At 59.0% G+C, this 14,806-nt stretch carries 12 protein-coding genes; all 12 read left to right on the forward strand.

Features of this window, described 5'->3' with window-relative positions:
• Positions 1-84 precede the first annotated feature (84 nt).
• The 12 genes from ribBA (at position 85) to E4T21_RS04355 (ending at position 14,642) form a co-directional block, all read left to right on the forward strand.
• Positions 85-1,248 (forward strand): bifunctional 3,4-dihydroxy-2-butanone-4-phosphate synthase/GTP cyclohydrolase II, encoded by a 1,164-nt coding sequence (gene ribBA / locus E4T21_RS04300; RefSeq protein WP_149283827.1) that lies wholly within the window; start codon positions 85-87, stop codon positions 1,246-1,248.
• A 132-nt stretch (positions 1,249-1,380) separates the two neighbouring features.
• The gene (gene ribH, locus E4T21_RS04305; RefSeq protein WP_149283829.1) at positions 1,381-1,899 is read left to right on the forward strand and encodes a 6,7-dimethyl-8-ribityllumazine synthase; all 519 of its coding nucleotides are present in this window, start codon (positions 1,381-1,383) and stop codon (positions 1,897-1,899) included.
• On the forward strand, positions 1,896-2,396 hold the full coding sequence (nusB, locus tag E4T21_RS04310; RefSeq protein ID WP_149283831.1) for a transcription antitermination factor NusB: 501 nt from the start codon (positions 1,896-1,898) through the stop codon (positions 2,394-2,396). Before ribH ends, nusB begins: the two co-directional genes overlap by 4 nt.
• 13 nt (positions 2,397-2,409) lie before the next feature.
• Positions 2,410-3,366, forward strand: coding sequence for a thiamine-phosphate kinase (gene thiL / locus E4T21_RS04315; protein WP_149283833.1), 957 nt, complete (start codon positions 2,410-2,412; stop codon positions 3,364-3,366).
• Positions 3,363-3,836: a phosphatidylglycerophosphatase A family protein gene (locus E4T21_RS04320; protein ID WP_149283835.1), complete on the forward strand. Its 474-nt coding sequence runs from the start codon at positions 3,363-3,365 to the stop codon at positions 3,834-3,836. The genes thiL and E4T21_RS04320 overlap by 4 nt, the downstream gene beginning before the upstream one ends.
• 80 nt (positions 3,837-3,916) lie before the next feature.
• Positions 3,917-5,176, forward strand: coding sequence for a DUF945 family protein (locus tag E4T21_RS04325; protein WP_149283837.1), 1,260 nt, complete (start codon positions 3,917-3,919; stop codon positions 5,174-5,176).
• Between the two features lie 155 nt (positions 5,177-5,331).
• The gene (gene lon, locus E4T21_RS04330; protein WP_149283839.1) at positions 5,332-7,779 is read left to right on the forward strand and encodes an endopeptidase La; all 2,448 of its coding nucleotides are present in this window, start codon (positions 5,332-5,334) and stop codon (positions 7,777-7,779) included.
• A gap of 63 nt (positions 7,780-7,842) precedes the next feature.
• Complete coding sequence (gene thiB / locus E4T21_RS04335) at positions 7,843-8,898, forward strand: thiamine ABC transporter substrate binding subunit (protein ID WP_240349286.1); 1,056 nt, start codon at positions 7,843-7,845, stop codon at positions 8,896-8,898.
• Positions 8,874-10,574 carry a thiamine/thiamine pyrophosphate ABC transporter permease gene (thiP, locus tag E4T21_RS04340; RefSeq protein WP_149283841.1) on the forward strand — a complete coding sequence of 567 codons (1,701 nt, stop codon included), beginning with the start codon at positions 8,874-8,876 and terminating at the stop codon, positions 10,572-10,574. Before thiB ends, thiP begins: the two co-directional genes overlap by 25 nt.
• Positions 10,568-11,224: an ATP-binding cassette domain-containing protein gene (locus E4T21_RS04345; protein ID WP_149283843.1), complete on the forward strand. Its 657-nt coding sequence runs from the start codon at positions 10,568-10,570 to the stop codon at positions 11,222-11,224. Before thiP ends, E4T21_RS04345 begins: the two co-directional genes overlap by 7 nt.
• Positions 11,225-11,446: 222 nt before the next feature.
• Positions 11,447-13,291 carry a dihydroxy-acid dehydratase gene (gene ilvD / locus E4T21_RS04350; RefSeq protein WP_149283845.1) on the forward strand — a complete coding sequence of 615 codons (1,845 nt, stop codon included), beginning with the start codon at positions 11,447-11,449 and terminating at the stop codon, positions 13,289-13,291.
• Positions 13,292-13,544: 253 nt separating this feature from the next.
• On the forward strand, positions 13,545-14,642 hold the full coding sequence (locus tag E4T21_RS04355) for an oxidoreductase (RefSeq protein ID WP_149283847.1): 1,098 nt from the start codon (positions 13,545-13,547) through the stop codon (positions 14,640-14,642).
• Positions 14,643-14,806 lie beyond the last annotated feature (164 nt).

Genomic DNA, 14,806 nt, shown 5'->3' on the forward strand with positions numbered 1-14,806 from the left:
CCGATTCTGGTGTCCGACGCAGGTCAGCGACGATGTTGTCGCCGGGCTGCGACAGCGCCAAGCCGATATTTATAGGGAGACGTCATGTCGCACTCCTTCAATGGGGGAATCGCCCCCATCGCCGAGCTGATCGAAGACATTCGCCAGGGGCGCATGGTCATCCTGATGGATGATGAAGATCGTGAGAACGAAGGCGACATCATCATGGCTGCCGAAAAGGTTGAGGCTCAGCATATCAACTTCATGGCAGTGCATGCTCGTGGCTTGATCTGCATGCCCATGACCCACGAACGCTGTGCTCAGCTCAACTTGCCCTTGATGGTGCAGGACAACGGTTCCGGATACGGCACCAAGTTCACGTTGTCCATCGAGGCAGCTGAAGGCGTGACTACCGGTATTTCCGCTGCCGATCGTGCGCGTACTGTGCAGGCCGCCTGTGCACGCAATGCCACGAGTGTGGATATTGTGCAGCCGGGGCATATCTTTCCGTTGATGGCTGAGCCCGGTGGAGTGCTGCGCCGCGCAGGCCATACCGAGGCGGCCTGCGACCTGGCGGCCCTGGCCGGTTGTGACCCCAGCGGTGTGATCTGCGAGATCATGAATGAAGACGGCAGCATGGCACGTCGCCCTGAGCTCGAGGAGTTCGCCAGGACTCATGGTATCAAGATGGGGACCATTGCCGACCTCATTCACTATCGCATTCTCAATGAGCGCACGGTAGAAGAGGTCGAACGCATGTCAGTGACCACCGATTTCGGTGAACTGATGCTGCATGTCTTCCATGACCGTATCCAGAACACGCATCACATGGCTCTGGTCAAGGGCGAGCCGAGCCCGGAAGCGCTGACGACAGTGAGGGTGCACCTGGGCAACAAGCTGCGTGACCTGCTGTGTCTGGAACGTGAAGGGGAGTCCTCCTGGCGTGCCAGTGCCGCACTGCAGGAGGTTGCTCGGGCCGAGCATGGTGTTTTTGTATTGCTGGATGATCTACGTCCGGGCCAGGATCTCAATGATCTGCTGCAGGTGTTTCTCGAACGTCGCCGTGTGGTGCGAGGCAGTGAATCCGATGGAGCAGGCAACTATCTTTCCATCGGTACCGGGTCGCAGATATTGCGCGAACTGGGAGTAGGGAAGATGCGTCTGCTCAGCTCGCCATGGAAATTTTCTGCACTGTCCGGGTTTGATCTGGAAGTGGTCGAGCTGGTGTCTCCCCAGGGGGAATCGTCGAGTGATGTTCTCGACGACTGATTTTTTTGCGCTGAGGCTCTGAATTGCCAGAACGGCAATGAGTGCCTCGGCGCTTTAGTATTCAACAGGGTGAAGGTGAAGCATACTGCCACCCCGTGCCGACTTTGGTCGGCATTTTCAGGAAGGACCGACATGAATCCTATTTCCCAAGTCGAAGGTAGCTTCGTCGACGTCGAAGGCCGCTACGTTATTGTCGTTGGCCGTTTCAATCATCATGTGGTGGACAGTCTGGTAGAAGGTGCCGTAGACAGCCTGATGCGCCACGGTGTGGATGCCGAAGCGATTGATATCGTCCATGTGCCGGGCGCTTGGGAGCTTCCGCTGGCGGTCAAGCGTGTTCTGCAAGTGGCACGTCCAGACGCAGTCATTGCTCTTGGGGCCGTGATTCGTGGCGGTACGCCGCACTTCGAGCATGTAGCAGGCGAGTGTAATTCTGCGCTGTCACGTCTGCAGCTTGAGTTCGACACTCCAATTGCCAATGGTGTACTGACGGTCAATTCCATCGAGCAGGCGATCGAGCGCTCGGGTACCAAGATGGGCAACAAGGGCATCGAAGCTGCCATGGCCGCGATGGAGATGGTGTCGCTGTTGCGTTGTTTTGGTGATGAAAATGGCGATGATGAAGAAGATGCTGAGGAGGCTTTCTCATGAGTCATGATCAGCGTTCTCCATCCCCCGCCCAGCAAGCCCGTCGAGCTGCCCGTGAACTGGCAGTCCAAGGGCTGTATCAATGGCACATGACAGGCAAGCCCGTTACCTCCGTGGAAGCTGAATTCCGCAGCCAGATTCCGGATGACGACCTGGAAAACCATGAAAACTGGCTTGAGGTGATGAGAATCGCTGATCTGGCCTTGTTCCATGAGCTGTTGCACAACGTGGCTCGTTACAAGGCTGAGCTGGATGCTTCCATCTCTCCGCTGCTGGATCGCCGCATGGAAGACCTGGACCCCATCGAGCTGGCCATTCTGCGCCTGGGGGCTTACGAACTCTCCCACCGTCTTGAAGTGCCATATCGCGTAGTGATCAACGAAGGTGTCGAACTGGCCAAGTCCTTTGGTGCTACCGATGGGCACAAGTATGTCAATGGGATTCTCGACAAGCTGGCCAACAAGCTGCGTAGCGCTGAGGTAAGCGCCCGTCGCCGCTAAGGGTCACATTCCCATGCATGGAGAATTCGAGCTCATCAATCGTTGGCTGGCCCCTGCGCATGCCTCGACCATGGACACCGGTGTTGTCCTGGGGGTAGGCGATGATGCCTGCCTGCTCAGCCCCACGGCTGGGCAGCAGCTGGTGGTCAGTGTCGATACTTCAGTCGAAGGACACCATTTCCCTGCAAAAGCGCCTGCCTCCGCGGTCGGGCATCGTGCCCTGGCCGTGAGCCTCAGTGATCTTGCCGCGATGGGAGCCCGCCCCCGCTGGTGCCTGATGTCATTGGCACTGCCTGTCAGCGATGCTGCCTGGGTGGCCGAGTTTGCCAAGGGGTTCCATGCCTTGTGTGACGCGGCCAAGGTCAACCTTGTCGGTGGCGATGTCACGGCGGGAGAGTGCGCCGTGAGCGTCACGGTGATGGGAGAAGTGGAGCCTGCCCGAGCGTTGAGGCGTTCAGGTGCCAGGGCGGGCGATATTCTGGCCGTGACGGGAGCCTTGGGTGGTGGTGCAGGTGGTCTGGCGGCCTGGCAGGCCGGGGAGCATGACCTTCAGCATCCGCTGGTATCGCGTTATCTGTTGCCTCAGCCACGTCTTGAGGCAGGTCGAGTCTTGGCAGAGCTGGCCTCGTCAGCCATTGATATTTCCGATGGGCTGCTGGCTGATCTGGGACATGTGCTGGAAGCCAGCAAGCTAGGTGCGAAACTCGATGCTCAAGCGATTCCTCTGGCAGAGGGACTGGTCGATTTGCTGGGCGAGGAGGGAGCAATGCAGGCGGCACTCAGCGGTGGCGATGACTATGAGCTGCTCGTTACCCTGGCACCAGAGCGACTGGCTGCAGCGCAAGCGGAGCTGGCGTCGTTCGGGCTCGCTCTGACAGAGATCGGGCGGCTGGTCGAAGGAAGCGGCATTGATGGGGTGAAGATGCCGACCAAGGCCGGCTGGCAACACTTTAGCGGAGGTGAACCATGAACAAGTCTCCTGCTAGCGTGTGGCATCGCCCGACCCACTTCCTGGCTTTTGGTCTTGGTAGTGGCGCTGCTCCTTTTGCTCCCGGCACTTTTGGTACCCTGGCCGCGATTCCCTTCTACTGGCTATTGTCCGAATTGACCCTGGGCTGGTATCTGATGGTGATTGCCATCACCTTCGTCTGGGGGTGCTGGTTGTGTGACAAGACATCCAATGACCTTGGCGTACACGATCATTCCGGGATTGTCTGGGATGAATTCGTGGGATATTGGCTGACCATGACAGCAGTGCCTTTTTCCTGGGAAGCGGCACTCTGGGGATTTGTGGCCTTCCGCATCTTCGATGTGATCAAGCCTTGGCCGATTCGCTGGGCGGACCGCCGCGTAGCGGGAGGTTTCGGTATCATGATCGATGACATCCTGGCCGGCATATATGCCTGGAGCACCATGCACCTGTGGTTATGGCTACATTGAACAGAGTATCCGGATGGACTGGCATCCGGGCAGTGAGCGCCAGGGCCATGTTGGAGCCACGGCGAATTCAGGGGTAATGAATGCGCAAGGAACGATGGATCGTCCCGGTAGTGGTGGTGCTGGCGCTGACTTGGGCACTCGCTCAGTATATTGCCAGCCTGCTGTTCGAACGTGAACTCGAACGCGCCATGGCGGACCTTCAGGCCCGGGGTGATCTGCGCGTTTCCCGCAGTCATGTACAACGCGGCTGGCTGAGCTCTTCCGGTACAATTCACCTGTCTCCCTTGCTCAGCCATGACTGGCACCTTTCTCTGCCATATGAAGCCAATCACGGGGTGCTGGATACCAGCGTGTCCGGCCAGATCGAGTTGCATCATGGCCGTGATGATCGCGGCCTGTTCAGTGATACCCTGCATTCCGCATCGCCTACCTGGGAAGCCCACTACCGCAGCCTGGGAGGCACCTTCAATGGCAAGCTGCGCCTGGCCTCCTTTGTCATCAGTCAATCTCCTCCCGGAGAAGCGACTCGTGAGCTGCACTTCAGGGGAGGCAATATCAGTTTCAATGGTGTCTATGGGGACTGGCATCTGGGAGTACACCTGAAACCCTGGAGCCTGCATGATGGGGATGCCGAACTGGAAGTCGGCCCATCCCAACTGGAGAGCCGATACACCTACACCGCAGGCGCGCAATCATTCAGCCAGCACGACCAGTTGACCATCGATGCGTTGAGCCTCAGTCATCCCAGGGTCAATCTGGAAGGTAGCAACCTGCAGTTGGAAACTCGCACCTTGCTGGATGACAGTGAGCTACGAATCGGCAGCCAGCTCAGTGTGGGAGAAGTGAGCTCCGGTGACCGCCTGCTGCTTGCCGGCACTGCCAATATGGAGCTGTCGCGGATCAATGCTGACGCCCTCAAGGAACTGATCGTACTGCTGAGACGCAAGGCAGCAGAGGGCGGTGTGCTGCCTCAGGCTGCCGAGCCTGGCTCCGAGCTTGACCTGGCATTGATCAATCTGCTGCAGGACTCTCCTCGTCTGGACGTGCGTGACGTCGACCTGGACAGCCCCATGCTGGGCCTTTCCCTTAAGGGGAATGGTGTCGTGATCTTCGATGCCCGGCAGTTGGGTGAGCTCAGTGCGGTCCAGTTGCAGGATCCGCTGATGCGGGGGCGTTTCCAGAGCCGCCTGGATGGTGATTTCGAATGGTTGGATGTGCCTGCCATGGTGGCCTTGTGGTTGCATGAACCGTTGGATACCCAGTCTCTGACGCTTGACCTCGTCAAGGGCCAGATCCGCATCAATGGCCGCCTTGCGCCTCCTTTCAAGCTACCCCGGTGACATTCATGACGCAGCCGAGAAAGACGGCGTGGCGTGATGTGGAACCGACGGCTCAGACATGCATTGCTGCATGTATGACTTGAAGTCTGAGCTCGTTGCCCACATTCCTGTGAATCAGACAGGGCATGTTGCCCAGACATCAGGATGAGGTAAGCATGAGTGACGAACGCGATCCGCAGGATGATGAGCTGAATTGGGTCGACCTGGAAGGTGACGACAGCTCCGAGCACCAGGACACGGATGACCAGGTGCAGGAACATGCTGTGATTCCGGCAGCAGCCTCGCTACCCGAACGTTTGTATCTTCTGCCGATTCACAATCGTCCCTTCTTCCCTGCCCAGGTGCAGCCACTGGTGATCAACCGTGAGCGCTGGGACGAGACTATCGAACGAGTCGATAACACGCCGCATCATACTGTCGGCCTGGCCTTCGTCGGCGAGACGGGAGTCGAGTCTTTAGGCTGGCAGGATTTCCCGGAAGTGGGCACTGCAGTGATGGTCCACAAGCTGCAGCGTGATCCTCAGCAAGTGCAATTCATTGCCCAGGGCATGCGCCGTTTCAAGATCGAGCGCTGGCTGTCGAAGAAAGCCCCGTTTCTGGTCGAGGTCAGTTATCCTCGCGAGCCTGTCGACGCCAGTGATGACGAGACCCGGGCCTATGCCATGGCGCTGATCAACGGCATCAAGGAACTGTTGCCGATCAACCCGCTATATGGCGAAGAGCTCAAGCACTACCTCAATCGCTTCAGCCCCCATGAACCAAGTCCTCTAACCGATTTTGCCGCGGCCATCACTTCTGCCCAGGGTGCTGAGCTGCAGGATGTCCTGACCACACTGCCTGTGGTGTTGCGCATGCAGAAGGTATTGCCGTTGCTGCGCAAGGAAATTGAAGTTGCCCAGCTTCAGAGCGAGATCAGTGAGCAGGTCAATGCCCAGATGGAGCAGCGTCAGCGTGAGTTCTTCCTGCGCGAGCAGCTCAAGGTCATTCAGCGTGAACTGGGTATCTCCAAGGACGATCGCGAAAACGATGTGGATACCTTCCGCGCCCGGCTCAAGGGAAAGGAAGTGCCGCAGCGGGTCAAGGAGCGCATTGACGAGGAGCTGGACAAGCTTTCGGTGCTGGAGACTGGTTCGCCGGAATATGGCACCACGCGCAACTATCTCGATTGGCTGACCAACGTACCTTGGGGAGTGACCAGCACGGACCACCTTGACCTGGGGCATGCACGCAAGGTGCTCGACCGGGATCACGATGGTCTCAAGGACGTTAAGGAGCGCATTGTCGAGTTCCTGGCCGAAGGCACCTTCAAGGGCGATGTCGGCGGCTCCATCCTGTTGCTGGTTGGCCCTCCCGGTGTCGGCAAGACCTCTGTCGGTCGTTCCATCGCCGAGGCGCTGGGGCGCAAGTTCTACCGTTTCTCGGTCGGCGGGATGCGTGACGAGGCAGAGATCAAGGGGCACCGCCGCACCTATATCGGTGCCATGCCCGGCAAGCTTGTGCAGGCGCTCAAGGAAGTCGAAGTCGAGAACCCGGTGATCATGCTCGACGAGATCGACAAGATGGGGCAGTCCTTCCAGGGAGACCCGGCTTCGGCGCTGCTCGAGGTACTTGATCCAGAGCAGAACGTCGACTTCCTCGATCATTACCTGGACGTGCGTCTGGACCTGTCCAAGGTACTGTTCGTGTGTACCGCCAATACCCTGGATTCGATTCCGGGACCTCTGCTTGACCGCATGGAACAGATTCGCCTGTCTGGCTACATTGCCGAAGAGAAGCTGGCCATTGCTCGCAACCACCTGTGGCCCAAGTTGCTCAAGCGCGACAAGATTCCACGCAAGCGTATCCAGCTCAGCAATGCCGCCCTGCGCCAGGTCATCGAAGGCTATGCCCGCGAAGCGGGAGTGCGTCAGCTGGAGAAGCAGTTGCACCGCATTGTGCGCAAGGCTGCGGTGAAGCTGCTGGAGAGCGAGGAGGCCTCGGTCAGCGTGACAGTGAAGAACCTGGAAGAATTCCTCGGCGCACCGATCTTCCGCAAGGAAAAGGTGATGAAGGGGGCTGGGGTGGTCACTGGTCTCGCCTGGACGTCCATGGGCGGGGCAACACTATCCATCGAAGCCGGGCGGGTTCACGGGCTGGACCGTGGCTTCAAGCTCACGGGGCAGCTTGGCGACGTGATGAAGGAGTCCGCCAATATTGCCTACAGCTTCGTGCAGGGGCACATGGCAGAGTATGGCGCTGACCCCAGCTACTTTGAGTCGTCCTTTGTGCATGTACACGTGCCAGAAGGAGCGACCCCCAAGGATGGCCCTTCCGCGGGGGTGACCATGACCACGGCGCTGCTGTCACTGGCGCGCAATGAACCGATCAAACGCAACCTGGCGATGACCGGGGAGCTGACCCTGACCGGTCATGTGCTGCCCGTGGGCGGTATTCGCGAGAAGATCATTGCGGCGCGGCGCAGTGATATCTTCGAAGTCATCCTGCCCGAGGCCAACCGGCGTGATTACGATGAACTGCCCGACTATCTCAAGGACGGCATGACGGTGCATTTCGCTTCCCAGTACAAGGATGTTGCCCGAGTGGTGTTTGAAGACCGAGGGTGAGGGCGGGCGAGTCTTCGGGTAAGCTGTGAGGCATTCATCACGGATTACCGAGCATCACTGCCAATGAAAGACATCCTGACCAAGACCCGGGTGGCGTTAGTGCATCCGGGTCTTTCAATGTTGACGGCATTGGCCGCTATCACGACATTCAGCTCCTCACAGGCGTTGGCACAGGACGGCGAAAAGCCGCAGCTTACGGTCTATACCTATGACTCCTTCGTGGCTGAATGGGGCCCAGGACCTGCCATCGAGAAGGCCTTTGAAGCACGTTGCGGCTGCGACCTGCAGTTTGTCGCTCTAGAGGGAGGTGTCGATATCCTGCAGCGCCTGCGTCTGGAAGGGGCATCCACCGAAGCGGATGTGATCCTCGGCCTGGACATGAACCTGATGGAAGATGCCAGGGCTCTGGAACTGCTTGCGCCGCACGAGGCGGATACTTCCGCTCTCGAATTGCCCATCGAATGGGATGACGACGTCTTCCTGCCTTATGATTGGGGCCGTTTTGCCTTCGTCTATGACAGTGAGGCACTGCCCAATCCGCCGGACAGTCTTGAAGCATTGATGGATGCCCCCGAAGACCTGAAGGTGATCATCAGTGATCCAAGAACCAGCGTGCCGGGGCTAGGTCTGCTGCTGTGGATCAAGCATGTCTACGGCGACAAGGCAGATGAGGCCTGGGAGCGACTATCACCGCATATTCTCACGGTGGCCAGTGGCTGGAGTCAGGCCTACTTCTCGCTGTTCATGAATGGCGAAGCTCCCATGGTGCTGTCCTACAGTACGTCACCTGCCTATCACATGGCATTCGACAAGACGGATCGCTATCAGGCTGCCGAGTTCAAGGAGGGCCACTACCTGCAGGTGGAAACGGCAGCGATGGTGTCCGGTACCGATGAGCCTGAGCTGGCGCATGCGTTCATGGACTTTATTCTGAACGAGGACTTCCAGCGCCATATTCCCCTTGGCAATGTGATGTATCCGGCGATCGATCTGGGTGATGAATTGCCCGAGGTATTCGACCGCCTGATCGAACCCGAAAGCTATACCTTCAGCCCCGCAGAGGTCAGCCAGCACCGTCGTGAGTGGATCCGGGAATGGCTCAACGCTTCCAGCCGCTAAGCGGGCCTGCCACCAACCGGTTGCCACTTCCGGCCGCCGGGTTGGTGATGTTGGGTATTGTCGCTGTTGGGCTAGGCAGTCTTGCTGCCTTGATCCATGCAGCCAGTGACCTCCACATCGCCCAGCTCTGGCAGGAACCGTACCTGCTGGCGATCCTGAAATTCAGCTTGTGGCAGGCCACGCTGTCCACGTTGATCTCTCTTGGGCTTGGCATGTTGGTGGCGGTGGTACTGGCGCGCCGTCCCCGATTTCCCGGACGCGGCCTGTTGCTGCGCATCATGGAAATGTCGCTGGTGATCCCGAGCCTGCTGGCACTGTTTGGCCTGGTTGCCGTGCACGGTCGCCAAGGTTGGGTGGCGCCGCTGATCGAGGCGATGCCGTTTTTCTCGGGAAATGCGCCAGGGTATCTCTATGGCCTGTCGGGTATCGTATTGGCGCATGTCTTCTTCAATCTGCCGCTGTCGGCGCGGATCATGCTGCAGGCAGTGGAACGTGCACCGGGCACCCATTGGCGCCTGGTGGCTCAGTTCGGGCTGTCGCGGCGAGCGATCTGGCAGGTGCTGGAGTGGCCAGCCATCAAACCACTGCTGCCGCGTCTTGCCGCCTTGGTCTTCACCCTGTGCTTCACCAGCTTTGCCATTGTCATGACGCTAGGGGGTGGCCCTGGCAGCAGTACGCTGGAAGTCGCTCTGTATCAGGCGCTCAAGTACGACAATGATCTGGCCCTGGCAGCACTTCTGGCATTGACCCAATTGACCATCTGTCTGGCATTGTGGGGAATGGCGCTGGCTGGTGGGGCAAGTGCCCCATTGTTGCAGGGTGGTTCCGAACAGCGTGTCGGGCAGCCCCTGGACGCTCAGCGTCGTGATACCCGAGGATGGCGCCGCCTGGGCGATGGAGTGACCTTGTCAGCCTTGATTCTGCTCCTGGTGCCGCCGCTGGTGGCTATCGTGATTGCCGGGCTGGCAGGAGTACCGCAGATGGTTGCGGATGGGACCGTATGGGCGGCTGCCCGGCGTAGTCTGTTGATGGCCTCATGTGCCGGTATCGGTGCTGTCAGCCTGGCGCTGGTCCTGCTGGCGGGGACTGGTGTATTGCGTGATGCGGGTCGGCGCGGGCTGGCTGCAGTGATGGAAGGCAGTGGCCAGTTGATACTGGTATTACCGGCACTGGTTCTGGGGACAGGGCTGTTCGTCCTGTTACGACCTGCCCTTGGTGGCGCCATGCAGGCCTATGCGCTGGTGGTGCTGGTCAATGCGTTGATGGCGTTACCTTTCGCCATGCAGGTTCTGCGCAGTGGGGCGGTGGAGCTTGCCGCTCCCCAGCGCCGGCTGGCCGATCAGCTTGGTATTCATGGCTGGGCTCGATTGCGCTGGTTGTTATGGCCGCGGCTTAGACGCCCCATGGCCTTGTCACTTGCCTATGCCATGACGCTTTCGCTAGGGGATTTCAGTGTCATAGCACTGTTTGGTTCGCCTGCATCACCAACATTGCCGATGCTGCTGTATCAGCAGCTTGGTGGATATCGATGGCAGAGCGCAGCGGCGACAGCTCTCATGCTGCTGGCATTGATCGTGCTGATATTCGCTCTGCTCTCTGTCCTGACTCGCCGTCTGCCCCGTTACCCTTGGAAAAGGTCAGGCCGTCTGTCTGTCGTGTCGAGGCCGCAATGCTGATAGCTGATGCACTGAGTTTTCATTATGCCCTGGCGCAACCAGGGGAAACCCTGGATTTCCGCTTTGACCTGCAACTTGCACCAGGGGAATGCCTGGCCGTGGACGGTCCTTCCGGGGCCGGCAAGAGCACGCTGCTGAGCCTTCTGGCGGGGTTTCTCACGCCAGCATCCGGGCGGTTATTGTGGAGCGATCAAGATCTGACCGCTCTGCCTCCCTGGGAAAGGGATATCACGACGGTCTTCCAGGATCACAATCTGTTTGATCATTTGCCGGTGTGGGCCAATGTCGGGCTGGGGCTGGCTCCGAACCTGCGTCTCAGCCAAGCACAGCATCAGAGCATTGGTGAAGGATTGGCCCAGGTTGGACTGGAAGGACTGGCAGAGCGGCTCCCGACAGAGCTTTCCGGTGGCCAACGTCAGCGCGTGGCTCTGATTCGAGCACTGTTGCGCCAGACTCGATTGCTGTTGCTGGATGAACCTTTCAGTGGCCTGGACCGGGCCAATCGTGAGTTGCTATGGCAGCAGGTGCAACGCCTCAAGGAACGTGGTGTTGCAGTGATGCTGGTCAGTCATGACACGGAAGACATCACGGCTCTGGCGGACCGTCGGCTATTGCTGGCTGATGGTCGGTTAAAGGAGGCGGCTATTTAGTGCCTCATAGCTGGCTGGCATGCAATCCGTGGGCATGACAAAATCAACAGTCTGGACACGCGACACTACCCGGAAAAGCAGCTGAAGCTGCTCGAATACCCGAGAAGGACGAAGCGTTCATGCTTCACGTTGACCACTGGCTGCGATCAGGCCAGGCAGGAATGACGTGCGCCGTAGCGCTTGGCTCCAGGTATTGCCGGGATAAAAAATGATGAGGATCCCATGCCTGAGTATCGTTCCCGTACTACAACCGCTGGCCGCAACATGGCTGGTGCCCGCGCTCTGTGGCGCGCCACCGGCATGAAGGATGACGACTTCCACAAGCCGATTATCGCGGTGGCCAACTCCTTCACCCAGTTCGTCCCTGGCCATGTGCACCTCAAGGATATGGGCCAGCTGGTGGCTCGCGAGATCGAGAAGGCCGGGGGAGTGGCCAAGGAATTCAATACCATCGCGGTAGACGATGGTATCGCCATGGGACACGACGGCATGCTCTATTCGCTGCCTAGCCGTGACCTGATTGCCGATAGCGTCGAGTACATGGTCAATGCCCACTGCGCGGATGCGCTGGTGTGTATCTCCAACTGCGACAAGATTACTCCCGGAATGCTGATGGCCGCCATGCGCCTCAATGTTCCGGTGATCTTCGTCTCCGGTGGACCCATGGAGGCCGGCAAGACCAAGCTGCTCGATCACGGTCTCGACCTGGTCGATGCCATGGTCATGGCAGCGGACGACAGCGTCGACGAGGAGTTGCTCAACGAGGTGGAGCGCAGTGCCTGCCCGACCTGCGGTAGCTGCTCCGGTATGTTCACCGCCAACTCGATGAACTGCCTGACCGAGGCGCTGGGCCTGGCATTGCCGGGTAACGGCACCGTGGTGGCAACCCACTCGGATCGCAGGCGTCTGTTCGAGAACGCCGGTGAACGCATTGTCGAGCTGGCCAAACGCTACTACGAGGGTGATGAAGCGCACCTGCTGCCTCGCGCGATCGGCTCAAAGGCGGCATTCCGCAACGCCATGACCCTCGATATCGCCATGGGTGGCTCGACCAACACCATTCTGCACCTGCTGGCGGCAGCTCAGGAGGCGGAAATCGATTTCACCATGCAGGATATCGATCGCCTCAGCCGCGAGGTACCGCAGCTGTGCAAGGTGGCCCCCAACACCCAGAAGTATCACATCGAGGACGTGCACCGTGCCGGTGGCATCATGGCCATCCTCGGTGAGCTGGACCGTGCCGGAGTGCTCGATTCCAGTGTGCCTACAGTCTACGGGGACACCCTCAAGGAAGCGCTGGACGAGTGGGACATCATGCGCAACCCCAGTCCGGAAGTGATCAGCTTCTACAGGGCCGGGCCGGGCGGTGTGCCGACTCAGGTAGCCTTTTCCCAGAGCGCCCGCTGGCCGAGCCTCGATGGTGATCGCGCCACCGGTTGTATCCGTGACTATGAGCATGCCTTCTCTCGTGAAGGTGGCCTCGCTGTGCTGACCGGCAACATTGCCGAAGATGGCTGTGTGGTGAAGAGCGCCGGTGTCGACGAGAGCATTCTGGTATTCGAGGGGCCGGCGCATGTGGTCGAATCCCAGGACCAGGCTGTCGAGCATATTCTCGGTGGCAAGGTGAAGGAAGGCGACGTGGTAGTGATCCGCTACGAGGGGCCGCGTGGTGGTCCCGGTATGCAGGAAATGCTCTACCCGACCTCATATCTGAAATCCAAGGGGCTGGGCAAGGCCTGTGCGCTGTTGACCGATGGACGCTTCTCGGGAGGGACTTCGGGGCTGTCGATTGGTCATGCCTCGCCGGAAGCGGCAGCCGGGGGGGCCATCGGACTGGTCGAGAATGGCGATATCATCCGCATCGATATCCCCAACCGAACCATCAATGTGCTGTTGGATGAAGCAGAGCTGTCGGCGCGTCGCGACTCTCAGGAAGCGCGTGGCGCTGATGCCTGGAAGCCCAGCATCCAGCGAGACCGCAAGGTGTCGGCGGCGCTGAAGGCCTACGCGCTGTTGGCGACCTCCGCCGACAAGGGTGCGGTACGGGATCTTGAGAAGCTTGGCTGAACACCGTTACATGGTCATGACCCCCTGTGTGGCCGGTCAGTACTTGCTTGGTGATATACGAAAACTGTCTGTATTTACCGACTGATAGTGCGCAAACCAAGGGCTGAAGGGGGTTGTGGGTCTGAGTCCAAGAGGTAAGAGGGACTCGATTAATTGTGCAGATTTCGTCATCCTAGTGTTCATGAAAAGTGGTTCAGAGGTCGTCCTTGGATGGCCTCTGGATCTATTGCTGTTGTAAGGAAGACGAATCACTATGAAGACACAGACCCTGAACGTGGGCCTGGTCGGCTACGGCATGGCCGCCAAGACGTTTCATGCACCATTGATTCATGCGGCAACCGGCCTTGAGCTGTTGTCCATCGTCAGTTCCGATGCTGCCAAGGTGAAGGCTGACTGGCCGGATGTAGAGGTTGTCGATAACCTCAATGACCTGCTTGCCGATCGCATGATTGACCTTGTTGTCATTGCCACTCCCAATGAACATCACTTTCCCATGGCCAAGGCAGCATTGACTGCCGGCAAGCACGTGGTCATCGACAAGCCAATGACGGTGTCATTGTCCGAGGCGCGCAACCTGCGTGCTCAGGCGGATCGTTTGGATCTGATGCTCAGCGTGTTTCACAATCGCCGCTGGGATAGCGATTTTCTCACTGTATGTCGCCTGATCGAAGAGCAGCGTCTAGGCCGCCTGGTGTCCTTCACTTCGCGCTTCGACCGCTTCCGTCCCCATGTGCCGGACCGCTGGCGCGAGAAGTCCAAGCCTGGCGGGGGGATCTGGTATGACCTCGGCCCTCATCTGCTCGACCAGGCCCGGGTGCTGTTCGGCATGCCTCGCGCCATTCTGCTGGAGCTGTCAACATCGCGAGATGCTGCGGAAGTGGATGATGAGTTCGTGTGCATGCTCGAGTACGAGGGCTTAAGGGTCTCGCTGGAAGCCAGTACGCTGGTGGCGGAGCCCAGCCCGCGTTTCGTGCTGCATGGTACCAAGGGCAGCTATTCGATCTATGGGCTCGATCCGCAGGAAGACTGGCTCAAGGAAGGGCAGGTACCCAGCGATGACTGGGGCATCGATCCTCAGCCGGGTGTTGCCACGATCAATGAGGGTAGCGATGAGGAGCCTCACCTCGTCGTCCATGAGGTTCCCTCCGAGCCAGGAAATTACCCTGCCTACTACGCAGCAGTGCGTGAAGCCTTGCTGCTCAAGGGTGGGCAACCGCCCGTAACCGGGGAAGAAGGCGTGGAAATCATGACACTGCTCGAGGCAGGGCTCGATAGCTATCGCCAGGGACGCTGGGTACGCTTGAAAGAAGGCAATGGCAACATGCGCCGTTTGCACGGCACTCGTCGCTGATACGGTGCCTGGAGGATAGATACAGCGCGCCGCAGTTTCCGAGTCATAGCCTCTGAGCCATGGTTTCTGATTCATGACTTCCGAGTCATGACTTCTGGGCCATGTTGCTCCTGGCTCGGAACAAATGTGGAGCGCTGATCTTTCTGCTGCTGATTCTTGTCCCG

Origin of the sequence: Halomonas binhaiensis (assembly GCF_008329985.2) — a bacterium.
GTDB lineage: Bacteria > Pseudomonadota > Gammaproteobacteria > Pseudomonadales > Halomonadaceae > Halomonas > Halomonas binhaiensis.

Excerpts from the sequence above, each read along its gene's own strand:
- E4T21_RS04320 (WP_149283835.1), top strand. The coding sequence starts at position 3,363 with ATGAACAAGTCTCCTGCTAGCGTGTGGCATCGCCCGACCCACTTCCTG.
- nusB (WP_149283831.1), top strand. The coding sequence starts at position 1,896 with ATGAGTCATGATCAGCGTTCTCCATCCCCCGCCCAGCAAGCCCGTCGA.
- thiP (WP_149283841.1), top strand. The coding sequence starts at position 8,874 with ATGGCTCAACGCTTCCAGCCGCTAAGCGGGCCTGCCACCAACCGGTTG.
- ribBA (WP_149283827.1), top strand. The coding sequence starts at position 85 with ATGTCGCACTCCTTCAATGGGGGAATCGCCCCCATCGCCGAGCTGATC.
- E4T21_RS04325 (WP_149283837.1), top strand. The coding sequence starts at position 3,917 with ATGCGCAAGGAACGATGGATCGTCCCGGTAGTGGTGGTGCTGGCGCTG.
- ilvD (WP_149283845.1), top strand. The coding sequence starts at position 11,447 with ATGCCTGAGTATCGTTCCCGTACTACAACCGCTGGCCGCAACATGGCT.
- lon (WP_149283839.1), top strand. The coding sequence starts at position 5,332 with ATGAGTGACGAACGCGATCCGCAGGATGATGAGCTGAATTGGGTCGAC.
- E4T21_RS04355 (WP_149283847.1), top strand. The coding sequence starts at position 13,545 with ATGAAGACACAGACCCTGAACGTGGGCCTGGTCGGCTACGGCATGGCC.
- E4T21_RS04345 (WP_149283843.1), top strand. The coding sequence starts at position 10,568 with ATGCTGATAGCTGATGCACTGAGTTTTCATTATGCCCTGGCGCAACCA.
- ribH (WP_149283829.1), top strand. The coding sequence starts at position 1,381 with ATGAATCCTATTTCCCAAGTCGAAGGTAGCTTCGTCGACGTCGAAGGC.
- thiL (WP_149283833.1), top strand. The coding sequence starts at position 2,410 with ATGCATGGAGAATTCGAGCTCATCAATCGTTGGCTGGCCCCTGCGCAT.
- thiB (WP_240349286.1), top strand. The coding sequence starts at position 7,843 with ATGAAAGACATCCTGACCAAGACCCGGGTGGCGTTAGTGCATCCGGGT.